Below are 22,429 nucleotides of genomic sequence, written 5' to 3'. Positions count from 1 at the left end.
CAAGTCAGCAGTACGGGGACCATGCAGGAAATCTTCCGCCGGCTACAGGAAAAGCGCGAGGCTGCCCGGATCGGTGGCGGCCAGAAGCGCGTCGAAGCCCAGCACAAGAAGGGCAAGCTGACCGCGCGCGAACGGTTGGACGTGCTGCTCGACGAGGGTTCGTTCGAGGAATGGGGCATGTTCGTCGAGCATCGTTCCTCGGATTTCGGCATGGCCGAACAGAAGATCCCGGGCGACGGCGTAGTGACCGGCTACGGTACGATCAACGGCCGGCTGGTCTTCGTGTTCAGCCAGGATTTCACCGTGTTCGGCGGCTCCTTGAGCGAAGCGCATGCCGAGAAGATCTGCCGGATCATGGACCAGGCGCTGAAGGTCGGCGCGCCGGTGGTCGGGCTCAATGATTCCGGCGGCGCCCGCATCCAGGAAGGTGTGGCGAGCCTCGGCGGCTATGCCGAAGTGTTCCAGCGCAACGTGACCGCATCGGGCGTGGTGCCGCAGATCTCCATGATCATGGGCCCCTGCGCCGGCGGCGCGGTCTATTCGCCGGCCATGACCGACTTCATCTTCATGGTGAAGGACAGCTCCTACATGTTCGTGACCGGTCCGGACGTGGTCAAGACCGTCACGCACGAGACGGTGACTCAGGAGGAACTGGGCGGCGCCATCACCCACACGACCAAGTCCGGCGTTGCCGACCTCGCGTTCGAGGACGACCTGGAAGCATTGCTGGAGCTGCGTCGCTTCATGGGTTTCCTGCCGTCGTCGAACCGCGAGAAGGCGCCTCGCTACGAGACGAGCGATCCGATCGACCGCATCGATCTGTCGCTCGACACCCTGATCCCGGCCAACCCGAACAAGCCCTACGACATGATGGAGCTGATCCGCAAGGTCGTGGACGAAGGCGATTTCTTCGAGACCCAGCCGGGTTTCGCCCGCAACATCATCACCGGCTTCGGCCGGCTCGACGGCCAGACCGTGGGCTTCGTCGCCAACCAGCCCATGGTCCTGGCCGGTTGTCTCGATATCGAATCGTCCAAGAAGGCGGCCCGCTTCGTGCGCTTCTGCGATTGTTTCGAGATCCCGATCGTGACCCTGGTCGATGTCCCGGGCTTCCTGCCCGGCACGGCCCAGGAATTCGGCGGCATCATCAAGCATGGCGCCAAGCTGCTCTATGCATATGCCGAAGCGACGGTGCCCAAGGTGACCGTGATCACGCGCAAGGCCTATGGCGGCGCCTATGACGTCATGGCCTCGAAGCACCTGCGCGGCGACGTCAACTACGCCTGGCCGACGGCCGAGATCGCGGTCATGGGTCCGAAGGGTGCCGTCGAGATCATCTTCCGCGCCGACATCGGCGATCCGGCCAAGATCGAGGCGCGGACGGAGGAATATCGAGAGAAGTTCGCGAACCCGTTCGTGGCGGCGTCGCGCGGCTATGTCGACGAGATCATTCAACCGCGTTCGACCCGCCGGCGCGTCATCCGCTCGCTCGCCATGCTGAAAGACAAGCAGCTGACGAACCCGCCCAAGAAGCACGACAACATCCCCCTGTGATCCCCGTTGTGAGCGATCGAATGTTCAAGAAGATCCTGATCGCCAATCGCGGCGAAATCGCCTGTCGTGTCATGCGCACGGCCAAGCGCATGGGCATCAAGACCGTCGCGGTCCATTCTGATCCCGATGCGATGGCGCTGCATGTGCGCGAGGCCGACGAGGCCGTGTCGATCGGCGGCTCGTCCGCGGCCGAGAGCTATCTGCAGATCGACAAGATCGTGGCGGCCTGCAAGGCGACCGGGGCCGAGGCGGTCCATCCGGGCTACGGGTTCCTCAGCGAGAATCGTGCGTTCGCGGCGGCGCTGGAGGCTGCGGGCATCGCCTTCATCGGTCCGGGCGTCCATGCCATCGCGGCGATGGGCGACAAGATCGAATCGAAGAAGCTGGCCAAGTCCGCCGGTGTCTCGACCGTGCCCGGGTACATGGGTGTGATCGCGGACGGTGACGAGGCGGTCAGGATCGCCGGCGAGATCGGCTATCCGGTCATGATCAAGGCGTCTGCCGGCGGTGGCGGCAAGGGCATGCGCCTTGCCCGCAACGATGGCGAAGCGAAGGAAGGCTTCCGCTCGGCGACGAACGAGGCGAAATCCTCGTTCGGGGACGACCGGGTGTTCATCGAGAAATACATCGAGGAGCCGCGCCACATCGAGATCCAAGTCATGGGCGACAGCCATGGCAACGTGATCTTCCTCGGCGAGCGCGAATGCTCGATCCAGCGCCGGCACCAGAAGGTGATCGAGGAGGCGCCGTCGCCGTTCCTCGACGAGGCGACGCGCAGCGCCATGGGCGCCCAGGCCGTGGCGCTGGCCCAGGCCGTGCAATACAAGTCCGCCGGTACGGTCGAGTTCATCGTCGACCGCGACCGTAATTTCTATTTCCTGGAAATGAACACGCGGCTGCAGGTCGAGCATCCGGTGACCGAGGAAGTGACCGGCCTCGACCTGGTCGAGCTGATGATCCGGGTCGCGAACGGCGAGAAGCTGCCGCTGACCCAGGCCGACGTGAAGCTGACCGGCCACGCGATCGAGGCGCGCGTCTATGCCGAGGACCCGATCCGCGGCTTCGTGCCGTCGATCGGCCGCCTGACCCGCTACCGCCCGCCCGAGGGTCCAGGCGTGCGCGTCGATACCGGCGTCTATGAGGGCGCCGAGATCACCATGTTCTACGATCCGATGATCGCGAAGCTGGTGACCTATGGCGCCACCCGCGTCGAGGCGACCCATCGCATGGCCCAGGCACTCGACGCCTTCGCCATTCGTGGCGTCAACCACAACATCGGTTTCCTGGCGGCGATCATGGGGCGGGCGCGCTTCGCGTCCGGCAAGTTGTCGACCGACTTCATCCCGACCGAGTTTCCGGACGGGTTCCACGGCGCCGAGCTGTCGACCGAGGATGCGGACCAGCTCGTGTCGATCGCGGCCATCGCCCAGCATCGCCTGACGACCCGGGAACTGGCCGCGGCCAGCGGTCCGCACAAGCCGGCCGTGGCGACGGACTGGACCGTGCTGGTCGGCCCGCCGCCGCGGACGGCGCGCCAGATCCATGTGGTGCCCGGTCCCGACGGCACCTATGCGGTGACGCTCGACGGCCAGACCCGGCAGATCCTGACCCATTGGACGCCGGGTGCCGGCCTGTTCGAGGCCAAGATCGATGGTGTCGGCATCACTTTGCAGATCGACCGCGCCGGAGCGGCTTTGACCCTGTTCCGCTCCGGGGCCGCGACCGAGATGCGGGTGGTCAGCCGCGTGGTCGGCGCGCTCGCCGGCCTCATGCCGGTCAAGACGCCGCCGGACTTGTCGAAGTTTCTGCTGTCGCCGATGCCGGGTCTGCTGGTCTCGATTGCCGTGACCGAGGGCCAGGACGTCAAGGCCGGCGAGGAATTGGCCGTGGTCGAAGCCATGAAGATGGAGAACGTGCTCAGGGCCGAACGCGACGGCAAGGTGAAGAAGATCGCCGCCGCGGCACGCGAAAGCCTGGCGGTCGATCAGGTCATCATCGAGTTCGAGTGAGACTGTGAGCCGGTCCGCCCTTCATCTCACCATCCGCGGTCGGGTGCAGGGTGTGGGCTATCGGTGGTGGACCGTTGGCCGGGCCCAGGCGCTCGGCCTTGCGGGCTGGGTCCGCAATCGGCGCGATGGGGCGGTCGAGATCGTGGCGATCGGTCCCGCGGACGCGCTCGAGACCCTCGCGACCGCCTGCGCCCAGGGGCCGGCCGCCGCCGCCGTGGCGACGATCGATCGGGCTCCGGCCGAGGACGACGGCTCCATCAGCTTCGAGCAGCGGCCGACGGTCTGAGGCTGCCGGGAATTCAGGTCACGCTGCCCGCTGCGCCGTCCAACCCGCCAACAGGCCCGAGAAGAAGCCGTCCCACAGCCGCCAGATCTCTTCGGCGTTCTGTACGATCTCGGCCATGTTCTCGGCAGAGAAATCCAGTCGCACGGCATGGCGCGCCTTGCGGACGTGCTCGGGTTCCTGTTCGACGTGGATCTCGACCCAGGGCAGGGTTTCCTTGCCGGAAGCCGCGGTCACGGCCGCGCCCAGGCCGCTCACGATCCGCATGTCGATGATCTCGGTGCCATAGACGAAGCCGAGCGCTGATTGGAAGCGGCCGGTCGAGCGCTGGTAGCCCTCCATCAGGCGGCGAGTGGGCTCGGTCATCGGTGTTCCGGTGACTGACAGCGGGGTGAAGCCGGCATCGACCATGGTGTCGCGGTAAAGGTTTTCGTGTGCCCGCTCGATCTCGCCCTCGCCCAGTTCCTGGTAGAGGATCTTGGAGATTGCGGTCTTGAGCTCCGTCGTCGGCAACAGCGCGACCGTGCGCGCCAGAAACTCGGGGAAATAGCTGATCGGATACCAATATTGCCCGAGGAAAATGGCGACCTGGTCCCGATCGACCGGCGCGCTCGCCACATGGTCGAAGAACGGGTGGCGCAGCAGGGATTGGCGTAACGGATTCTGGCTGAGCGACGTCAGAAAGGCTTCACGATCCATAAGCTTCCCCCCTGGGGTCCGATCAAAGGTTGCTTGCGGTTTTGCTAAAACCAGAATCGCATCGGGTTGCATTGGACGCAAGCATCGAGTGTTTCGGGCCGGGACGCTATCAAGCCGCCGGACGAAGCCGGTATGATCTGGTTCACTTCGCAAAAAGTGGAAACGATGCTCCGTCGGCCGCGCGCCCGTCGAGCATGATGGCTCAGCTCGAACCGAGCGCCCGGCCGAAGCGGAATGCGCCGATCGTCAGTCCTGCGCGGAAATAGAACCGATGGGCGGCTTGGTTGGAAACGCCGGAATCGAGGGCCAGCCGGGTGCAGCCTGCGGCCTTGCCGCGCTCGGTCAACGTCTCGATCAGCCGCGCGCCGATGCCGCTGCCGCGCAGATCGGGCGCTGTCGCCAGATCGTCGACATAGAGGAAGCGCCCGTAGACGGTATTCTCCGCGAAGCGCCAGCCGGCAAAGGCCACGACGGTGCCGTCGCCATCCACTGCCGCGAGCAGCCGGTAGCCTTCGGCGGCCTGCCGCGCCAGTTGCGCCGCCACGTCGGCATCGCTGCCGAGCTGGGGGCGCAGCACACGCAAGACCGGCAGGCAGGCGGCGACGGCCTCCGCGTCGTCCGCCGCCAGGTCTTCGAGCCGGATCGCGGCGCTCACGACGGCCCGGCCATGGTCAGTTGCGCGCCGTCCGGCGCCACGAACGCGGCCAGCAACGGTGCCGGCCCTGCCGCAACATCGAGGCGGGTGTTCACGGCCGACCCGGATGCTGGAAGCGATAGGACACTGCGATGCGGTTCCAGGAATTGATCGCCAGGATCGCCGAGGTGAGCTGGGCCAGTTCGGCCTCGTCGAATTCGGCGCTCGCGATTGCATAGACCTCGTCGGACACGGCGCCCTGGTCGAGCCGGGTCAGCGCCTCGGTCCAGGCCAACGCCGCCCGCTCGCGCGGCGTGAAGAACGTTGATTCCCGCCAGGCCGCCAGCAGATGCATGCGCTCCTCGCGTTCGCCACCGGCCCGCGCTTCGGCGACATGCATGTTCAGGCAGAAGGCGCAGCCATTCATCTGCGAGGCGCGGATCTTGATCAGCTCGACGATCTTGGGATCGAAGCCACTTTCCTTGACGGCGGTCGAGATCGAGATCAAGGCGGCCGCCGTGGGCTCGATCAGCGAGTACAGGCGGGCATAGTCGACACGGGCTTTCATGATGGTCCAACTCTCTCCGAACGTCCGGCGGGCCCCATGCCCACCGGATGCATCAGAAATAGGACGGTCAAGACCTAGTCGATAGATCCAAGTTTTGATGATATGGCTGGGCCATGTTCGATCATCTGCTCGACCGTGCCGCCGACGAGCCGGCCTACCGCCAGCTCTATCGGCGCATCAGCGCCGCCGTGCTCGACGGAACGCTGGCGATCGGCGCCCGGCTGCCCTCGGCCCGCAGCCTCGCCAGCCAGCTCGGCATCGCGCGGGGCACTGTCGAGGCTGCTTACGGCCAGCTGGCCGGCGAGGGCTATATCATCGGGCGCGGTGCTGCCGGCACCTTCGTGGCGGCCGTTGCGGTTGTGGGGCGAAACCTGCCGGTGCCGGCGCCCGCGATCCCGCGCGCCATGGGATCGGCCGGCGGTCCGCTGCCGTTCCAGATGGGGTTGCCGGCCCTCGACCGTTTCCCGCGCAAGCTCTGGTCCCGCCTTGCGGCGCGGCAGGCCCACGTGCTGTCGACGGCGGCGCTGCTGACGCCGGATCCGGCCGGCATCGCGCCGCTGCGCCATGCCATCGCGCGCTATCTGGCCGTCGCGCGCGGCATCGCGGTTCTGCCCGAGCAGGTCATCGTGACCGCGGGATTCCAGGGCGCTCTCGGCCTGATCTGCCGTGTGCTCGAGATCGCGGGTCGGCCGGTCTGGATGGAGGAGCCCGGGTATTTTCTGGGCCGCGACGGGCTGGCGGCGGCCGGCGCGCACATCGTCGGGGTCCCGGTCGATGGCGAGGGGCTCGACGTCGCGGCCGGCATCGCCCTCGCCCCTACGGCACGGCTTGCGATGGTGTCGCCATCCCACCATTCGCCCCTCGGCGTGGCACTGTCGCTGCCGCGACGCCTGCAGTTGCTCGGCTGGGCGGCGACAGAGGGCAGTTGGATCGTCGAGGATGATTACGACAGCGAGTTCCGCTATGTCGGCCGGCCGCTGCCGCCGTTGAAGAGCCTCGATCGCGTCGGCCGGGTGCTCTATGTCGGTACCTTCAGCAAGGCGCTGTTTCCGGGCCTGCGGCTCGGCTACCTGGTGGCGCCGGCGGAATTGACCGAGCGTCTGGCCGAAACGGCGGCCTTGCTCGCGCCGCTGCCGGCTGCGGACAGCCAGGCGACCTTGGCGGCGTTTCTGGCCGAGGGCCATTTCGGCCGGCACATCCGGCGCATGCGCCAGCTCTATGCGCGACGCCGGGCGGCGCTCGCCAGAGAATTGGAACGGCAGTTCGGGCGGGAGCGCGTCAGCCTCGGCGCCGGCGGCATGCATGTGCTGTTGGGCCTGGACGATGGGGTCGACGACGTGGCGGCTGTCGAGGCTTGCGAACTCGCCGGCCTGGCGCCGAGCGCGCTGTCGCGGGCATACGCCGGACCAGCGCAACGGCACGGGCTGTTGCTGAGTTTTACCAATCTGGAGCCGGCGCAGGCACCGGCGGTGGTTCAGCGGCTGGCTCGCGCGCTCTCGATGCCGGCGCGCCCGTAGAGCATGCCGAGGAAGCCCACGAAGATGCCGGTGCTGACCGCGTTCAGGCGCAGCATGGCCGCGAATTGCGCGTCGGTGAAGGGTGCCAGCGGGGCGCCCATCCGGTCGATGCTCAGCAGAAAGACGGCGACCGGCAGCCAGACCAGCGGCAGCATGACCCAGCGCTCCTTCGCCCGGAACGAAAAGGCGGCGGCAACGACGCAGGGCACCAGGAACAGGGCGTTGCCCGAGGCCTCGCCCAGGATCTTCATGCAGAACAGCGTATTGGCCACGCCCACCAGCGGCGGCAGGGTCCGACCGACGAGGCCGGAGCGGCGCGAGACCCACGGAATGGCGAAGAATATCAGGGCGACCGGCGCCTCCAGCAGTGCTGGCCAGGCGTCGCGGCCGATCAGCAGCAGGTGGTAGACCGGATAGAACGGTACGTTGCTCGCGACGACCAGGGCGACCAGGTTGGCGGTGGCGACGAGCGGGTCGTCATGGGCGGCATAGGCGCGGAGCCAGCCGAGAATCTTCCGTGGCGACATGCCGGGGATCATGCACGCGACCCGGCCCATTGTCGAATGGCGCGCAATTGTCGACACTGATCGGGGCGCATGCCGAAGAGTTCGACCGGGGGAGACCGATCATGAGTGCAACAAGACCACCGAAGGCCGTCGTGGTCGGCGTCGGCGCCGAAGCCGGGTTGGGCGCGGCGCTGTGCCGGCGCTTTGCCGCCGAGGGCTATCATGTGCTGGTCGCCGGCACGACACCGGCCAAGGTCGAGCAGGTCGCGGACACCATCCGCCGGTCGGGCGGCCTGGCGACCGCGGTGCCGACCGACACGACGCGCGAGGCCGACGTGGTCGCCCTGTTCGATCGGGCCGCGACCGACGACGACGCCGGTCCCTTGGATCTCGTCGTCTATAACGCGGGCAGCAATCGACCCCATGACTTCCAGACCATGAGCGTCGAATGGTTCGAGGAAACCTGGCGGGTCGGCTGCCTCGGCGGCTTCCTGATCGGGCGCGAGGCGGCGCGCCGCCTGGCGCCGCTCGGCCGCGGCACGATCCTGTTCACGGGCGCCAGCGCATCGCTGCGCGGCCGGCCGAATTTCGCGGCGTTCAGCGCCGCCAAGGCGGGCCTGCGCATGGTCGCCCAGGCCATGGCGCGGGAGTTCGGACCCCAGGGCCTTCATGTCGCCCATGTGGTGATCGACGGCGGCATCGACGGCGAAAGGCTCAACAGCCGCATGCCGGCTCGCCGCGCGGAAAAGGGCCCGGACGGCATGCTGCAGCTCGATCAGATCGCGGAAGCCTATTGGCAGCTCCACCGCCAGCAGCGCTCGGCCTGGACCCAGGAAATCGACCTCCGGCCGTTCGTCGAGCCGTTCTGACATCAACCCTTGTGATCGGCCCGCCATCTCGTCACGGCCGCCAGCGTGTTCTCGACATGCTTGTCGGGATCCATCGCGCTGTAGCTGTAGAGCACCTTGCCGTCGGGCGCGATCACGTAGGAGGTGCGGTCGGCATAGCCCAGGAGCGAGGTCAGCACCGAATCGTACGATTTGGCGACCTTGAGATCCGGGTCGGCGGCGAGGGCGAATTTGCTCTGGCAATCGGCCGTCGAGAATTTGTCGAGCACGTCGATCTTGTCGGCCGACACGCCAATGATGCTGGCGCCCAGCGCCTTGAACCGGTCGGTCGCCTCGGCGAAATCATGAGCCTCGACCGAGCAGCCCGACGTGAAGGCGGCCGGGTAGAAATACAGCACGACCGGCCCGTCCTTGAGCTTGTCGGCCAGCGAGAAGGTGAATTCCTTGCCGGCCAGGGTCGCCGGCGCGGTGAAATCCGGTGCCGCATCGCCGGGCTTCAGCGCGGCAAGGGCAGGGGTCGCAAGCAGGCCGGTCAGCAGGGCCGTGGTCAAGATGCGCTTCATGGCGATACTCCGGCACGAGGGGCCGTGAACCGGCACCTGCATTCGGATTGCAATATATTCTTCTGCCGTCGGTTTGACAGGGGCGCGGGATGACGCTTTTATCGCCCGCGATTTCCCCGACCGACTGGAGAAAGCCTGATGGCTGTCGATCTCACCGACCTGCGCCGCCTCATCGATGGTATCGACGACCAACTGCTCGACCTGCTGGCCGAGCGGATCGCCGTTGCCGAGCGGGTCGCCGCCTACAAGCAGGCGACGGGCATTGCCGTCCGGCTGCCCGACCGGATCGAGGCGGTCAAGGCGCGTTGCGCGGAGCGCGGGGCAACGCGCGGGCTCGATCCCGCCTATGTCCGTGACATCTGGGCGCGGATCATCGAAGAGACCTGCCGGCTGGAAGAGCGGCTGATCGGCGCCACGCCCGCCTGAGCGGTCACGCCGGAGGCTCTCGTCCCAGATAGCCGAACAGCGCCCGGGCGACCCGTCGCTCCAGGTCGTGGGCATCGATTTCGCCGCGCTCTCCGGCGGCATCGATCATGCCGCGGGTGATCGCCAGCAGATCCTGTGCTGCGACGGTCCGATCGCCCGTCGCCGGCAGGCCCTCGGCCGCCAGCGTGTCGATCAGCATGCGGTGGATCTGATCGGCGACCCGCTCGTCACGGGCGCCGAGCGGCAGGCGGCGCTCCTCGAAATCGAGCAGCACGGCCAGCACCGGCCGGCGCATCTGGTGCGTCACGCCGGCCCGGATCATCTGGCCGAGCCGCGCCTCCAGCCCGATGCCGGGCGGGATTTTCGCGATATCGGCCAGCAGGGTCGCGGTTTCCCGCTCGATCAGCGCCACCATCAGCGCATCCTTGCCGGGAAAATACTGATAGAGCGAACCGATGCTGACGCCGGCCCGTTCGGCCACGGCATTCGTGGTGTAGCCGGCGAAGCCGCGCTCTTCCAGAATGCGAGCCGCCGCCTCCAGCACCGCGGCGACCGTCTCGACGGCGCGCGATTGTGCGGGGGATTTCCTGGGGTTCAGGCCGGCCGGCTGTCGTCTCGATGTCATGTCCGGGATGCGAGTAGCCAATATGAGCGATTGCTCACATCTTATTCCTCGTTCCCTCCATGACAAACAGGAAATGAGAGATGCCTGAGAAAACGAACGAGCCGGCAACCTCGACCGCGGCGCTGACCGTGTTCATGCTGGTCAAGACCAATCCGGAATGGCTGGGCTTCTCCATCGACGAGCGCTTCCGGCTGCTGGCCGAACATGTCGAGCCGATCGTGAAGAAGCACCGCCCGAACGTGCGGCTGCGCTTCTACGACATCGAGTTCTACTCCGCCCGCGTCACCGATCTGTGGATGTGGGAGGCGACCGACCATCACGCCTACGAACTGCTGGTCGAGGACCTGCGCGAAACCCCGTTCTGGGATCGCTATTTCGCGATCGTTGAGATCCTGCCCGGCGTCGAGAACGCCTATGCCTCCAACTACAATCGGGCGGCGCTCAGCGCCTGAGCCATCGGGGATCCCTGGCCAGGGCGGTCAGGGATCGGCCCCGGCGACCGATCGCGAAACGCGTTAGGATCGATCTTTTCTTTCGCAGCAGCCATGCGGCGATTGCCGGTTATTACGGTTGCGGCGTATCTTCCGGGGCCTGATCGTACCGTTCTGCTTTCCGCCCGAGAGGATCCGCGATGCCTGCCTATCGTTCCCGAACCAGCACTCACGGCCGCAACATGGCCGGCGCCCGCGGCCTGTGGCGCGCGACGGGTATGACGGATGCGGATTTCGGCAAGCCGATCATCGCCATAGCCAACTCCTTCACCCAGTTCGTGCCGGGTCACGTGCATCTGAAGGACCTGGGCCAGCTGGTCGCGCGGGAGATCGAGAAGGCGGGTGGTGTCGCCAAGGAATTCAACTGCATCGCCATCGACGACGGCATCGCCATGGGCCATGGCGGCATGCTCTACAGCCTGCCGTCGCGCGAACTGATCGCCGACAGCGTCGAATACATGGTCAACGGCCATTGCGCCGACGCGCTGGTCTGCATCTCCAATTGCGACAAGATCACGCCCGGCATGCTGATGGCCGCGATGCGGCTCAACATCCCGGTGATCTTCGTGTCCGGCGGCCCGATGGAGGCCGGCAAGATCGTGCACAACGGCGTCAGCAAGGCGGTCGACCTGATCAGCGCCATGGTTGCCGCCGCCGATCCGACGGTCTCCGACGAGGATGCGGCCGTGATGGAGCGCTCGGCCTGTCCGACCTGCGGCTCCTGCTCCGGCATGTTCACCGCCAATTCGATGAATTGCCTGACCGAAACGCTGGGCCTGGCGCTGCCGGGCAACGGCACCGTGCTGGCGACCCACGCGGACCGCAAGCGGCTGTTCGTCGATGCCGGCTGGACCATCGTCGATCTGGCGCGCCGCTGGTACGAGCAGGACGACGCGACCGCGCTGCCGCGCACCATCGCCAACTTCAACTCCTTCGAAAACGCCATGACGCTCGACATCGCCATGGGCGGGTCGACCAATACGGTGCTGCATCTGTTGGCGGCCGCCCACGAGGGCGAGGTCGAATTCACCATGAGCGACATCGATCGGCTGTCGCGCCGCGTCCCGGTACTGTGCAAGGTCGCACCCTCGGTCGCCGACGTGCATGTCGAGGACGTGCATCGTGCCGGCGGCATCCTGGGCATCGTGGCCGAGCTCGACCGGGCCGGCCTGATCCACACCGACGGGCCGACCGTGCATGCCCCGACCTTGGGTGCCGCCCTCGCCAAGTGGGACGTGACCACATCCAAGGACTCAAGCATCGAGACCTTCTACCGCTCCGCCCCCGGCGGTGTGCGCACGACGGAGGCGTTCAGCCAGGACAAGCGGTACGACTCGCTGGATACGGACCGCGTCGGCGGCGTCATCCGCGACAAGGCCCATGCTTTCAGCCAGGACGGCGGTCTGGCCGTGCTCTACGGCAACATCGCGCTCGATGGCTGCATCGTGAAGACGGCCGGCGTCGACGACAGCCTGCTGACCTTCCAGGGGCCGGCCCGCATCTTCGAAAGCCAGGATGCGGCGGTGATCGGCATCCTGGGCGACCAGATCGCCGAAGGTGACGTGGTGCTGATCCGCTACGAAGGCCCCAAGGGCGGCCCGGGCATGCAGGAGATGCTGTATCCGACCAGCTATCTGAAGTCCAAGGGCCTGGGCAAGGCCTGCGCGCTCGTGACCGACGGCCGCTTCTCCGGCGGGTCCTCGGGCCTGTCGATCGGCCATGTCTCGCCGGAAGCGGCCGAGGGTGGTGCCATCGGCCTGGTCGAGGAGGGCGACCTGATCGTCATCGACATTCCGAACCGTGCGATCCGGGTCGACCTCTCCGAAGAAGAACTGGCCCGCCGACGCGCGGCGATGGATGCGAAGGGCCATGCCGGCTGGCACCCGGTCGATCGCGACCGGGTCGTCTCGCCGGCGCTGCAGGCCTATGCGGCGCTCACCACCAGCGCGTCGCGCGGCGCGGTGCGCGACGTGACGCAGGTCCAGCGGCGCGGATAGGCCGCGCCGCCGCCGTCAACCCCTCGGCAGAGCGACGCCTAGGTTCCGGCCGCTGGCAGGAAGCTGGTGGTCTGGGCCATGCGCCAGGCGTCCTTGAAGATCGGGTCGTCGGTGTCCTCGAGCAGCTCGCCGGGCGTCAGGAAGCGATAGATCTGGTCGAGGGTCTGGACCCGCACGGCGCCCAGGCGCTTGGAGAAGTGCCAGGGCATGAGCTCGCTTGGATGGTCGAGCCCGGCGGCGGCGATGACTTCGGCCAGCGCCTCGATCGTCGATTTATGGAAATGGAACACGCGCTGGGCCTTGTCGGGCACGACGAGCGCGCGCTGGCGCATCGGGTCCTGGGTTGCGACGCCGGTCGGGCAGCGGTCGGTGTGGCAGTTCTGCGACTGGATACAGCCGAGCGCGAACATGAAGCCGCGCGCGGCATTGCACCAGTCGGCGCCGATGGCGAGCGTGCGCGCCAGATCGAACGCGGCCGTGATCTTGCCGCTGGCGCCGATCTTGATGCGCTCGCGGATGTTGAGTCCGACCAGCGTGTTATGGACGAACATCAGCCCTTCGCGCAGCGGCATGCCGATATGGTCGACGAATTCCAGAGGTGCGGCCCCCGTGCCGCCCTCCGACCCGTCGACCACGATGAAGTCCGGATAGATGCCGGTTTCGATCATGGCCTTGGCGATGCCCAGGAATTCCCAGGGATGGCCCAGGCATAGCTTGAACCCCACCGGCTTGCCCTGGGACAGCACGCGCAGCTGCGCGATGAAATGCATCATCTCGATCGGCGTCGAAAAGGCCGAGTGGCGTGCCGGCGAGATGCAGTCGATCCCCTCCGGCACGCCGCGGGTCAGTGCGATCTCGGGCGAGACCTTGGCTCCGGGCAGCACGCCGCCATGGCCGGGCTTGGCGCCCTGGCTCAGCTTGATCTCGACCATCTTGACCTGCGGCTCGGCCGCCTGTTTGGCGAAGCGCTCCGGCGAGAAATGGCCGGCTTCGTCGCGGCAGCCGAAATAGCCGGAGCCGATCTCCCAGATGATGTCGCCACCTTCCGGCCGATGATGCGGGCTGAAGCCGCCTTCGCCGGTGTCGTGGGCGAAGCCGCCAAGCTTGGCGCCGCGGTTCAGCGCGCGGATCGCGGCGGCGCTGAGCGCGCCGAAACTCATGGCCGAGATGTTGAAGATCGATGCCGAATAGGGCTGCTTGCAGTCCGGGCCGCCGATGGTGATGCGGAACGGCTCGGTCGCCGGCTCCTTGGGTGCTACCGAATGGTTCAGCCATTCGAACGAGGCGGAATAGACGTCGAGCTCGGTGCCGAACGGGCGCTTGTCGAGCTGGCCCTTGGCGCGCTGATAGACCAGCGAGCGCTCGTTGCGGTTGAACGGCACGCCGTCCGTGTCGCTCTCGAGAAAATACTGCCGGATCTCCGGCCGCATCTCTTCCAGCAGGTAACGGATATGGGCGGCGATCGGGTAGTTGCGCCGCAGCGAATGGTGGGTCTGGCGCACGTCGTAGGTGCCGACCGCCGAGAGCGCCAGCAGCACGATGAAGGCCGGCAGGAAATAGCTGTGAGCGAGGCTCAGCACCAGCAGGACGAATGTCGCGACCAGCACGGCCGCATAGAGACCATAGCGGCGGGTGAACGCGAGCCTGAGGATCTGCGGCATGGATCGGACATCCATCGGAATGAAAAGGAAGGGGGAGGGGTAACCGGACCGGTCGCGGGCGACCGGGGCAGGCGGTCAGCGATGCGGAACCCAGAGCGGCGCGCAATTGGTGCGACCGCTCATCAGGCAATCTTCGAGCCGGCTTTGCGCGGCCAATTTCTGTTCGAGGAAGATGCCAAGCACGATGAACAACAGGGTCAGAGCCAGCGCGCCGAGGCTCGCCGTCACCCTGTTTTCCTCCTGATCGTGCTCCGGATCGTACATGGCGAGACCGGCGTCATTGGCATGGATAGGTAGAGTACCATGGCGCTAACGTTCCGCGAGGTGGAAAAGTGCCGGTCAGGCCATCAAACGACGCAAGCCCGCCGAAATCTGCTCCGCGCCGACCACGAGCAGGAACGTGACGATCAGCAGCATCGAAACTTCGCGATACTGGAACAGGTTCATCGCAGTCAGCATGCGGAATCCCAAGCCGCCCGCGCCAACGAAACCCAGCACCAGGGACGAGCGCAGGTTCTCGTCGAAGCGATAGAGCGCGATGCCGAGCAGCGAGGGCAGCAGGGTCGGCACGACCGCGTGGGTGAAGACCTGGGTGCGGCCGGCGCCGGTCAGGGTCAGCGCCTCGACCGCGCCCATGTCCATGTCCTCGATCAGCTCCGCGAACAGGCGACCGAGCATGCCGATGGAATGGACCGACAGCGCCAGCGCGCCGGGGAAGGGGCCGAGGCCGACCGCGGTCACGAACAGCAGCGCCCAGATCAGGTCCGGCACGGCGCGGGTCAGCGCGATGATCCCGCGCGCGAACAGATAGAGCGGGCGCGAGGGCGTCACGTTGCGGGCAGCCAGGACGGCGAACGGCACCGCCATGATGACGCCGCAGACCGTGCCGAACAGTGCGATGTCGAGCGTCTCCAGCGCCGGCCACGCGATGTCGGGCAGGCTGGAGAAATCCGGCGGCGAGGCGCGGGCGATGATGTCCGCCATGCCGTGGACGCCGGTCACCAGCTCCGACAGCCGTGCGTCGACGACCCAGAGCGACTGGCCGAACAGGCCGATGCCGGCCAGCAGGGCCAGCGTCAGCAGCGACGACCGCCTCACGCGGCCTGGCGTTGGTAGAGCAGGTCGACCATCGGGACCGAGATCGCATCGGGCTTGCCATCGAACACGACCTCGCCGTCCTTGAGACCGATGACCCGGTCGGCATAGGCGAGCGCCAGGTCCGGCTGATGCAGCACGGTCAGCACGGCAAGCCCGTCCTCGGTCGCGAGCCGGCGTAACAGCGCCATGATCTCGCGCGCCGATTCCGGATCCAGGCTGGCGACCGGCTCGTCCGCCAGCAGCAACCGCGGCCGCTGAGCCAACGCCCGGGCGATGGCGACCCGCTGCTGCTGGCCGCCCGACAGGGTGCCCGCGCGCTGCTGGGCGAAATCGACCAGGCCGACCTCCTTGAGAAAGCCATGCGCCGCCTCCAGCTCGCACCGGGGCAGCAGGCCCAGCGCGCTACCGAAGGTCCGGTGCCGGCCCAGCGCTCCGGTCGCGACGTTGGCCAGCACGTTGCGGCGACGCACCAGATTGGCATGCTGGAAGATCATGCCGCAGGCCATGCGCGCCTGGCGCAATTCCTCGGCGCCGAGCCCGGCGATAGAGCGTCCGTCGATCAGCACCTCGCCCTCGGTCGGTTCGATCAACCGGACGATCGAGCGCAGCAGGGTGGATTTGCCGCTGCCGTTGCTGCCCAGGATGACGACCAGCTCGCCGTCGCGCACGCAAAGGTCGACCCCCTTGAGGGCGACCCGTCCGTTCGGATAGCGCTTGGCGAGGCCGCGGACGACCAAGCGGGCAGGGTTTCCGGCCATGGCGGGCCTCACAGCTTCGCCAGATCGACCTTGAGGATCTTCACCATGTCGCGGATGCCGTCATAGGCCGCATCGTCGATCGCGACGAAGCTCTTGCCGTCGCCGGCCAGCACGTCCAGGTCCTTCTGCGGCAGCACCTTGAGATCGAGGTTCTGCAGGATCTGGGTCAGGCGGGCCTTGAGGCTTGCCGGCAGGTCGCCGCGCACTGCGATCGGGTCCTGCGGGATCGGGTCGGACTGCCACAATGTGGTGAACATGCCGTCTTGCCACATGTTCTGGTGCCGGGCGGACGTGATCTGGTCGCTGTTGAGCTCGCCCACTTCGACCTTGTGGTTGCGCAGCGCCTCGAACGTGGCGGTATGGCTGCCGGCATAGACCGGCTTCACGCCCTTGTCGGCATCGATGCCGGCCTTCTGCAGCGCGTAGGCCGGAAACAGATGGCCCGAGGTCGAGGCCGGATCCGAGAAGGCGAAGGAATGGCCGACCGTATCCTTGAGCGTGGCGACGCCGGAGCCCGGCCAGGTGACGATGCTGGCGGTATATGTCATCGGCTTGCCGTCGGCCTGCGAAAAGCTCGCGACCGCCTCGGCCTTGGCGACCTGGTGGGCCAGGACGTAGCCCAGCGGACCGAACTCGCCGATCTCCAGCTTGCCGGCGCGCATCGCCTCGATCTCGGCATTGTAGCTCGTGGTCACCTGAACCTCGACCTTGCAGCCGAGCTTGTCGGCGATCAGCTTGGCTACGTCCTCATAGACCGGCAGCAGGCGCGAGGCGGCCTCGTAGGGCTCGACGCCGAAGCGGACGGTGCCGCCGTTCGGACAATCGTCGGCGGCGAAGGCAGTGCCGGCCAGAAGCGTGGCGGGAACGGCGAGACAGGTCCAGGCGCGCATGATGATCCTCCAAAACGAAGGCGCGCGGCCAAGGTCGCGCTGCCGGAGCGGAGGCTACGACCGGCTCATGTCAAGGGGATTGCAGTTCCATGCCCGATCCATGTCGGCGGCGAAATTGCCTGGACAAGCCCGGGATTCGTCGAAGGGCTGGGCCTTGGATGCGCTGCTCAGCCCTTTGGATTTTGCACCGCATTCAGCTGGACCACGTTGTCGTCTTCCGCCGCGTCGGTGCCCAGCACTTCGGCGACCTTGCGGGCCAGCTGATCGCGCTTGAACGGCTTGCTCAGCAGCTGCACGCCGTCGTCGAGCTTGCCGTGATGCACGATGGCATTCTCGGTATAGCCCGACATGAACAGCACCTTGAGCCCGGGCGACAGGTCGGTCAGGCGCCGGACCAGTTCCTTGCCGCGTATCGTGCCGGGCAGGACGACGTCGGTCAGCACCATGTCGATCGGCACCGTGCCCCCGGCGCGCTCCAAGGCTTCGGCCCCGTCGCCGGCCTCGATCACGCTATAGCCGAAATCGCGCAGGTGCATCACGACGACCTCGCGCACGGCCTCGTCGTCCTCGACCACGAGGATGGTGGCCGACGTGCGCGGCAGCTCGAGCGGTTCGACAGGTCGCTCGTAGCGGGTCGAGACGCCGACGACCCGGGGCAGATACAGCTTCACGCTCGTGCCGTGGCCGAGCTCGCTATAGATCTTCACATGGCCGAAAGACTGCTTGGCGAAGCCGAACACCATGGACAGGCCCAGGCCGGTACCGCGTCCGGCGTCCTTGGTCGTGAAGAATGGCTCGAAGGCCCGGTCGATCACTTCCGGCGTCATGCCGGTGCCGGTATCGGTGACGGCGATCATCACATAGTCGCCGGCGGTCACCTCGACATGGCCGCGCGCATAAGTCTCGTCCAGCATCACGTTGGCGGTTTCGATGGTCAGCCGGCCGCCCGAGGGCATGGCGTCACGCGCGTTGATCGCCAGGTTCAGCACGGCGCTTTCGACCTGGGCCGGGTCGGCCAGCACGTCCCACAGGCCGGCGGTCTCGACCACGCGCACGTCGATATGCTCGCCCAAGGTCCGGCGCAGCAAGCCGGTCATGTCGGTGAATAGGCGGCGCAGACTGACCGGCTTCGGCTCGAGCGGCTGGCGCCGGGCGAAGGCGAGCAGGTGCCGGGTCAGGCTGGCACCGCGCTCGGCCCCGCGTGCCGCGCTCTCGATCCGGGGAACGATCGGATGATCCTGGCCCAGCAGGGCCTGCATCGCTTCGAGATTGCCCAGGATCACGGTCAGCAGATTGTTGAAGTCATGAGCGACGCCGCCGGTCAGCTGGCCGATCGCCTGCATCTTCTGCGCTTCGCGCAGGGTGCGCTCCGCCGTCACCCGGTCGGTCAGGTCGGTACAGGTGACGACGAAGCCGCCGTCGGGCATCGGCGTGCGCCGCACCTCGAAGATGCGGCCGCCCAGGCTGCGCTCGTAGACGACCGGCTCGCGCCGCGACCGGCCGCTCTCGGCGAGGACGATCTGTTCTTCGGTCTCGAAGAACGGCGGCCGGTCCTCGCTGCTGAGGAAATGGCCGAGGCTGAGGTAGCTCGTGCCATGGACCTGCAGCGAGGGCGGCAGGTCCAGCAACTGGGTGAACCGGCCGTTCCAATGGACCAGCTGACGCTCGGCGTCGAACACGGCGATGCCCTGGCTCAAGCTGTCGAACGAGGATTGCAGGTGCAGTGCCAGCGAACGGGCCTCGCTCTGGGCCGTCCGCAGATCGCCGAACGAGCGGCGCAACAGCCAGGCGCCGAAGCCCAGCAGCAGGATGGCGAGAGCGGTCCCGCCGATGCTCCACCACCGGGTCAGCACCTCGGCCGCGTCGGCAGTTGCGATGCCCTGTTCCATCCGGGCGCTTTCGACGGATTGCATCTCGCCCAGCAAGGCCATGATCCGTTCCATGGCGCGCAGCCCGATGTCGGTATCGACCGCATGCAGCGAGGCATCGACGCCATAGCTCGTGCGCAGCTCGATCGTGTGGGCGATCTCGGACAGCTTTTCCTGTATGGCCTGGGTCAAAGCTTCGACCCGCTTCTGCTGCGCGGGTTCATTGCCGATCAGCTGCGACAGCCGCCCCTGCAGGACGGCGATGTCCGTGAGCGCGCCGTGATAGGGGGCGAGATATTCCTCGCGTCCGGTCAGCAGATAGCCGCGCTGACCGGTCTCGGCCGCCTGAACTGCCGAGCGCAGGTCCTGGACCGCATCGACGACGATCCGGCTATGGCGCGCCGCGTCGCGCGCGGCCTCGAAACGCAGGGCATGGTCGTAGCTGACCAGCGCGATGATCGCGACCAGGGCCACCAGGCCGGCCAGGACCATGGCGTTCGCTTTGGCGATGACGGCAGCCAAATTTGTTTTCCTCGAGACTGGCGGGACCCGGCTTGCGGCAATCGTTTGGTGACGAAACTTTATCGCTCCGATCCAACAGCCTGTCCAGGCGCTCCCTCGGTCATGAGGACGCGGTAGGAGCCGTCCGCCTGCATTGCCCGGAAGGCGGCGGACCAGCGGTCGATGTCGGCTTGGGGCACCTGGTGACTGAAGGCGAGATAGAGCGGCAGCTTCGAGAGGGTCAGCGCATTGCGAAAACCCTTTGGCGGCAGCGCGGCAGCCCGGATCGCCGCGTCAGCCGCATGCAGCGGCACGCACCACGCATCGAAGCGGCCGGCATCGAGCATGCGCGCGGCAAGGATGTTGGTGGGCACCCCGGTGACGTTGCCGAACCCCTGCTCCAGCAGCAGTTCCTCGGTCACGGAATGCTGCAACGTGCCGATATGCCGTGCTTTTGCTGCCGCCAGATCGCCGATCGCGTTCTCCGCACCGGTTCTGGTCAGCAGGACCATTTCCTCTTCGACCAGAATGGGACCCCAGGACAGCATGTCCTCGCGCTCTGGCGAGCGTCCCAGCAGGAAGATGCCGGCGGGCCGGTCGTGGGCCAGGTCGAGCGCGCGGCCCAGGGGCACGACGCTGACGTTGGGGTTGTTGCCGACCCGTCGCGCCAGATCGAGCACGAGACGGACCACCGGGCCCGTGCCTTCTTCCGTGATGAACGGCGGAATGGGCGATGCGATCAGCGAGATGTCCGTCGCTGCGGCTGGCGCGGCAGCAGCGATCAGAACACCCAGGGCGACGCCGAAGAGCGAGAGCGCATTCCCCGCAGGCCTCGACCGTTGCCGTGCATCCCGCTCGCGAGGAATGCGCGGCATGTGGGATCAGGCCGCGCGGCTGGCGAAGGTCGACAGCGGGGGCTGACTTTGCTCGGCCATGCGGTGCCAGAATCGATCGACCCGGCGGAGGGTCGTCAGCGCATCGGCGACGGCGGTTCCGTTCAATGGCCCCTCGGTCATTTGTGCCAGATGCCGGTCGTGCATCGCATCGATCTCGGCGACGAGCGCCAGACCCTTCGGCGACAACCGGACACGAACCAGGCGTCGATCATGTGACGAGCGCTGCTGCAGGAGATAGTCGGCCTCGACCAATTTCTTCACGTTGTAGGAAACGTTCGAACCGAGATAGCAGCCGTTCAACGTCAATTCTCCGACTGTCAGGTCGGCGGGGCCAATATTGAAAAGTATATTGGCTTGAACACTGTTGATGTCCTGTATCGAGCTCCGTTCGAGTTCGGCGCTGACCAGATCGAGAAATTGTCGATGCAGGTGCTCTATGACGGAGATCATGTCGAGGTAAGTCTGTTTCATTTAATGAAACCTTTTGCCGGGAGGACACGGCTATCGGGCCGATGTCGCTGTTTCAAACGAGAGGGGATCTTTGATCGCCGCCCTTCGCCAGTTTCCGCCCCGAATCGATAAAATATGTTGAAGATTGATCGGGCGTCAGACCGTCGCCCAGCCGCTTCGCGTCGGGGCCGGCGACCGCGTGGGTAGTGCGTAGGCGCGTTCGCAGCAGCCGATCAGGCGCCGCGGTCCATGCGCCGTTCGTTTCGAATGCTGGTGGTCCTCAAGGCAATCGGAATTTGCGATCGATAGACAAACTCCCTTGATCGGACTGGCCGCCGCCCGCCACGCGCGGGGCGATCTACGGAATTGGGAGACCCGTTGCGCCGGACCGCTGCGTCACCTGCCGGCCGCCGTCAGCATCTCATCGACCGTCGTCAATTTCCGTCGGCAACGATTGGCATCGGCGCGCTCGCGCTCGTAGCCCTCGATGCGTCGCCAACCCTCCTGGTCGACCGTGGCGACCCCGCGCCGGTCGAGCATTGCGCGCAGGCCGGCGCCGCCTGACCGGTCGCCGTCACCGATCTTGTCGGCGATGCGTTGCGCCACCGCCTGGGCCTCGATCCGGTTGGTCGGGATGGTACCGCTCGGCCCGCGCTTCGCCCAGCCGACGGCGAACAGGCGGTCGCGGATATGGCCACCGTCACTGGCGAACCGGCCGTCCGTCGGCGCCTGGGAACAGCAGGCGTGGGCCTGATAGCCGACACAGGTCACGACCAGATCGGCCGCCAGCTCGCGGGCCTTGCCATCGGCGTCCCGAAAGCGAACCGCTTCGACCGCCGTCTGGCCCAGCATGGCGTCCGGCACCAGTCCGAAATGGAACGCGATGGTGACTGGCTTCGGCGGCAAGGCCGCGAAGCCGCGCATGATTTCCTGGGTCGAGGTCTCGGACCGCAACCGCGCCGGATCGGCGACGACCGGGCGGGCGCGCTCCAGGGTCGCGAGCTCGCTCAGTTCATGGTCGGTGAACTTCGCCGCCTCCGGGCCGCGCCGGCCGACGACATGGATCCGGTCGAGCGGCGCGGATGCCAGGAAATCCGATGCCGCCGCACCCAGGTCCGACCCGACCAACTCGGCCGGGGTCTTGGCCAGCAGGCGTGCGACGTCGAGCGCCACGTTGCCGTTGCCGATGATCACGGCGGAACGCGGTGGGCGCAGCTCCGGCGCCGGATGATCGGGATGGCCGTTCAGCCACCCGACGAAGCGGCCGGAGCCGACGACGCCCGGCAGATCCTCGCCAGGAATGCCCAGGCGCCGGTCATCGGGCGCGCCGGTCGCGATCACGACCGCATCATAGAGCGCTTCGAGCTCGCCCAGCGTGACGTCCCGCCCGACTTCGACATGGCCGAAGAAGCCGACCCGGTCGCGCGACAGTACCCGGTCGAACACGCGGGCGACCGCCTTGGTGCCCTGATGATCCGGCGCCACGCCATGGCGCACCAGTCCGAACGGCACCGGCAGGCGTTCGATCACGTCGATCCGGCTGTCCGGTACCAGGCGCAGCAGGTGATCGGCCAGATAGCAGCCCGC

23 protein-coding genes are annotated in these 22,429 nt (G+C 66.9%); 8 read left to right on the top strand and 15 right to left on the bottom strand.

Annotated features, from left to right (window positions below; genetic code table 11):
• The first annotated feature begins 21 nt into the window (after nt 1-21).
• From VGV37_RS25690 to VGV37_RS25680, 3 genes are read left to right on the top strand one after another with little or no spacing between them, the layout of a single operon-like run.
• Nucleotides 22-1,554 carry an acyl-CoA carboxylase subunit beta gene (locus VGV37_RS25690; protein WP_326882650.1) on the top strand — a complete coding sequence of 511 codons (1,533 nt, stop codon included), beginning with the start codon at nt 22-24 and terminating at the stop codon, nt 1,552-1,554.
• A 20-nt stretch (nt 1,555-1,574) separates the two neighbouring features.
• Nucleotides 1,575-3,563: an acetyl/propionyl/methylcrotonyl-CoA carboxylase subunit alpha gene (locus VGV37_RS25685; RefSeq protein ID WP_326882649.1), complete on the top strand. Its 1,989-nt coding sequence runs from the start codon at nt 1,575-1,577 to the stop codon at nt 3,561-3,563.
• A gap of 4 nt (nt 3,564-3,567) precedes the next feature.
• On the top strand, nt 3,568-3,849 hold the full coding sequence (locus VGV37_RS25680) for an acylphosphatase (RefSeq protein WP_326882648.1): 282 nt from the start codon (nt 3,568-3,570) through the stop codon (nt 3,847-3,849).
• Between the two features lie 18 nt (nt 3,850-3,867).
• On the opposite strand, the gene VGV37_RS25675 is transcribed toward VGV37_RS25680, so the two are convergent.
• The 3 genes from VGV37_RS25675 to VGV37_RS25665 form a co-directional block, all read right to left on the bottom strand.
• Complete coding sequence (locus tag VGV37_RS25675) at nt 3,868-4,545, bottom strand: iron-containing redox enzyme family protein (RefSeq protein ID WP_326882647.1); 678 nt, start codon at nt 4,543-4,545, stop codon at nt 3,868-3,870.
• A gap of 202 nt (nt 4,546-4,747) precedes the next feature.
• The gene (locus tag VGV37_RS25670) at nt 4,748-5,200 is read right to left on the bottom strand and encodes a GNAT family N-acetyltransferase (RefSeq protein ID WP_326882646.1); all 453 of its coding nucleotides are present in this window, start codon (nt 5,198-5,200) and stop codon (nt 4,748-4,750) included.
• A 91-nt stretch (nt 5,201-5,291) separates the two neighbouring features.
• Nucleotides 5,292-5,747: a carboxymuconolactone decarboxylase family protein gene (locus VGV37_RS25665; RefSeq protein WP_326882645.1), complete on the bottom strand. Its 456-nt coding sequence runs from the start codon at nt 5,745-5,747 to the stop codon at nt 5,292-5,294.
• Nucleotides 5,748-5,860: 113 nt separating this feature from the next.
• On the opposite strand from VGV37_RS25665, the gene VGV37_RS25660 reads away from it, so the two are divergent.
• Nucleotides 5,861-7,264 (top strand): PLP-dependent aminotransferase family protein, encoded by a 1,404-nt coding sequence (locus tag VGV37_RS25660; RefSeq protein ID WP_326882644.1) that lies wholly within the window; start codon nt 5,861-5,863, stop codon nt 7,262-7,264.
• Here the strand turns inward: VGV37_RS25660 and VGV37_RS25655 are convergent.
• Entirely contained in the window at nt 7,222-7,791 is a 570-nt protein-coding gene (locus VGV37_RS25655; protein WP_326882643.1) for a hypothetical protein, read from the bottom strand. The genes VGV37_RS25660 and VGV37_RS25655 overlap by 43 nt on opposite strands.
• A gap of 101 nt (nt 7,792-7,892) precedes the next feature.
• On the opposite strand from VGV37_RS25655, the gene VGV37_RS25650 reads away from it, so the two are divergent.
• Nucleotides 7,893-8,639, top strand: coding sequence for an SDR family NAD(P)-dependent oxidoreductase (locus tag VGV37_RS25650; protein ID WP_326882642.1), 747 nt, complete (start codon nt 7,893-7,895; stop codon nt 8,637-8,639).
• 2 nt (nt 8,640-8,641) lie between these two features.
• Here VGV37_RS25650 and VGV37_RS25645 read toward each other — a convergent pair whose 3' ends face one another.
• Complete coding sequence (locus VGV37_RS25645; RefSeq protein ID WP_326882641.1) at nt 8,642-9,181, bottom strand: peroxiredoxin; 540 nt, start codon at nt 9,179-9,181, stop codon at nt 8,642-8,644.
• 138 nt (nt 9,182-9,319) lie between these two features.
• Between VGV37_RS25645 and VGV37_RS25640 the strand changes: the two genes are divergently transcribed.
• Nucleotides 9,320-9,607, top strand: a complete 288-nt coding sequence (locus VGV37_RS25640) for a chorismate mutase (protein WP_326882640.1) — start codon at nt 9,320-9,322, stop codon at nt 9,605-9,607.
• Between the two features lie 4 nt (nt 9,608-9,611).
• On the opposite strand, the gene VGV37_RS25635 is transcribed toward VGV37_RS25640, so the two are convergent.
• Nucleotides 9,612-10,232, bottom strand: a complete 621-nt coding sequence (locus VGV37_RS25635; protein ID WP_326882639.1) for a TetR/AcrR family transcriptional regulator — start codon at nt 10,230-10,232, stop codon at nt 9,612-9,614.
• An 80-nt stretch (nt 10,233-10,312) separates the two neighbouring features.
• Here VGV37_RS25635 and VGV37_RS25630 point away from each other — a divergent pair, with 80 nt between their 5' ends.
• Together VGV37_RS25630 and ilvD are read left to right on the top strand one after the other, a co-directional pair.
• Nucleotides 10,313-10,684: a darcynin family protein gene (locus VGV37_RS25630; protein WP_326882638.1), complete on the top strand. Its 372-nt coding sequence runs from the start codon at nt 10,313-10,315 to the stop codon at nt 10,682-10,684.
• A 179-nt stretch (nt 10,685-10,863) separates the two neighbouring features.
• Nucleotides 10,864-12,720: a dihydroxy-acid dehydratase gene (gene ilvD, locus VGV37_RS25625; RefSeq protein WP_326882637.1), complete on the top strand. Its 1,857-nt coding sequence runs from the start codon at nt 10,864-10,866 to the stop codon at nt 12,718-12,720.
• 38 nt (nt 12,721-12,758) lie between these two features.
• Here the strand turns inward: ilvD and VGV37_RS25620 are convergent, their stop codons facing one another.
• The 9 genes from VGV37_RS25620 to VGV37_RS25580 form a co-directional block, all read right to left on the bottom strand.
• The gene (locus tag VGV37_RS25620) at nt 12,759-14,381 is read right to left on the bottom strand and encodes an FMN-binding glutamate synthase family protein (protein WP_326882636.1); all 1,623 of its coding nucleotides are present in this window, start codon (nt 14,379-14,381) and stop codon (nt 12,759-12,761) included.
• 75 nt (nt 14,382-14,456) lie between these two features.
• The gene (locus VGV37_RS25615; RefSeq protein ID WP_326882635.1) at nt 14,457-14,609 is read right to left on the bottom strand and encodes a hypothetical protein; all 153 of its coding nucleotides are present in this window, start codon (nt 14,607-14,609) and stop codon (nt 14,457-14,459) included.
• Between the two features lie 111 nt (nt 14,610-14,720).
• On the bottom strand, nt 14,721-15,479 hold the full coding sequence (gene phnE, locus VGV37_RS25610; RefSeq protein WP_326882634.1) for a phosphonate ABC transporter, permease protein PhnE: 759 nt from the start codon (nt 15,477-15,479) through the stop codon (nt 14,721-14,723).
• Nucleotides 15,476-16,237: a phosphonate ABC transporter ATP-binding protein gene (phnC, locus tag VGV37_RS25605; protein ID WP_326882633.1), complete on the bottom strand. Its 762-nt coding sequence runs from the start codon at nt 16,235-16,237 to the stop codon at nt 15,476-15,478. Before phnC ends, phnE begins: the two co-directional genes overlap by 4 nt.
• A gap of 8 nt (nt 16,238-16,245) precedes the next feature.
• Entirely contained in the window at nt 16,246-17,127 is an 882-nt protein-coding gene (locus tag VGV37_RS25600) for a phosphate/phosphite/phosphonate ABC transporter substrate-binding protein (protein WP_326882632.1), read from the bottom strand.
• 167 nt (nt 17,128-17,294) lie between these two features.
• The gene (locus VGV37_RS25595; protein WP_326882631.1) at nt 17,295-19,517 is read right to left on the bottom strand and encodes a CHASE3 domain-containing protein; all 2,223 of its coding nucleotides are present in this window, start codon (nt 19,515-19,517) and stop codon (nt 17,295-17,297) included.
• A 59-nt stretch (nt 19,518-19,576) separates the two neighbouring features.
• Nucleotides 19,577-20,371 carry a hypothetical protein gene (locus tag VGV37_RS25590; protein WP_326882630.1) on the bottom strand — a complete coding sequence of 265 codons (795 nt, stop codon included), beginning with the start codon at nt 20,369-20,371 and terminating at the stop codon, nt 19,577-19,579.
• 6 nt (nt 20,372-20,377) lie between these two features.
• Nucleotides 20,378-20,863 carry a MarR family winged helix-turn-helix transcriptional regulator gene (locus VGV37_RS25585; RefSeq protein WP_326882629.1) on the bottom strand — a complete coding sequence of 162 codons (486 nt, stop codon included), beginning with the start codon at nt 20,861-20,863 and terminating at the stop codon, nt 20,378-20,380.
• Nucleotides 20,864-21,238: 375 nt separating this feature from the next.
• Nucleotides 21,239-22,429: FAD-dependent oxidoreductase (locus VGV37_RS25580; protein WP_326882628.1), on the bottom strand; the 1,191-nt coding region annotated here is incomplete at its 5' end.

This window comes from Aliidongia sp., from assembly GCF_035943795.1.
Taxonomy (GTDB): Bacteria; Pseudomonadota; Alphaproteobacteria; order ATCC43930; family CGMCC-115725; genus Aliidongia.
Note: the sequence above shows the minus strand (reverse complement) of the source record. Positions and strands in the feature narration are given on the sequence as shown.

Excerpts from the sequence above, each read along its gene's own strand:
- VGV37_RS25690 (WP_326882650.1), top strand. The coding sequence starts at position 22 with ATGCAGGAAATCTTCCGCCGGCTACAGGAAAAGCGCGAGGCTGCCCGG.
- VGV37_RS25660 (WP_326882644.1), top strand. The coding sequence starts at position 5,861 with ATGTTCGATCATCTGCTCGACCGTGCCGCCGACGAGCCGGCCTACCGC.
- ilvD (WP_326882637.1), top strand. The coding sequence starts at position 10,864 with ATGCCTGCCTATCGTTCCCGAACCAGCACTCACGGCCGCAACATGGCC.
- VGV37_RS25650 (WP_326882642.1), top strand. The coding sequence starts at position 7,893 with ATGAGTGCAACAAGACCACCGAAGGCCGTCGTGGTCGGCGTCGGCGCC.
- VGV37_RS25640 (WP_326882640.1), top strand. The coding sequence starts at position 9,320 with ATGGCTGTCGATCTCACCGACCTGCGCCGCCTCATCGATGGTATCGAC.
- VGV37_RS25685 (WP_326882649.1), top strand. The coding sequence starts at position 1,575 with ATGTTCAAGAAGATCCTGATCGCCAATCGCGGCGAAATCGCCTGTCGT.
- VGV37_RS25635 (WP_326882639.1), bottom strand. The coding sequence starts at position 10,232 with ATGACATCGAGACGACAGCCGGCCGGCCTGAACCCCAGGAAATCCCCC.
- VGV37_RS25675 (WP_326882647.1), bottom strand. The coding sequence starts at position 4,545 with ATGGATCGTGAAGCCTTTCTGACGTCGCTCAGCCAGAATCCGTTACGC.
- VGV37_RS25585 (WP_326882629.1), bottom strand. The coding sequence starts at position 20,863 with ATGAAACAGACTTACCTCGACATGATCTCCGTCATAGAGCACCTGCAT.
- VGV37_RS25590 (WP_326882630.1), bottom strand. The coding sequence starts at position 20,371 with ATGCCGCGCATTCCTCGCGAGCGGGATGCACGGCAACGGTCGAGGCCT.
- VGV37_RS25600 (WP_326882632.1), bottom strand. The coding sequence starts at position 17,127 with ATGCGCGCCTGGACCTGTCTCGCCGTTCCCGCCACGCTTCTGGCCGGC.
- VGV37_RS25620 (WP_326882636.1), bottom strand. The coding sequence starts at position 14,381 with ATGCCGCAGATCCTCAGGCTCGCGTTCACCCGCCGCTATGGTCTCTAT.
- VGV37_RS25645 (WP_326882641.1), bottom strand. The coding sequence starts at position 9,181 with ATGAAGCGCATCTTGACCACGGCCCTGCTGACCGGCCTGCTTGCGACC.
- phnC (WP_326882633.1), bottom strand. The coding sequence starts at position 16,237 with ATGGCCGGAAACCCTGCCCGCTTGGTCGTCCGCGGCCTCGCCAAGCGC.
- VGV37_RS25665 (WP_326882645.1), bottom strand. The coding sequence starts at position 5,747 with ATGAAAGCCCGTGTCGACTATGCCCGCCTGTACTCGCTGATCGAGCCC.
- VGV37_RS25655 (WP_326882643.1), bottom strand. The coding sequence starts at position 7,791 with ATGTCGCCACGGAAGATTCTCGGCTGGCTCCGCGCCTATGCCGCCCAT.
- VGV37_RS25630 (WP_326882638.1), top strand. The coding sequence starts at position 10,313 with ATGCCTGAGAAAACGAACGAGCCGGCAACCTCGACCGCGGCGCTGACC.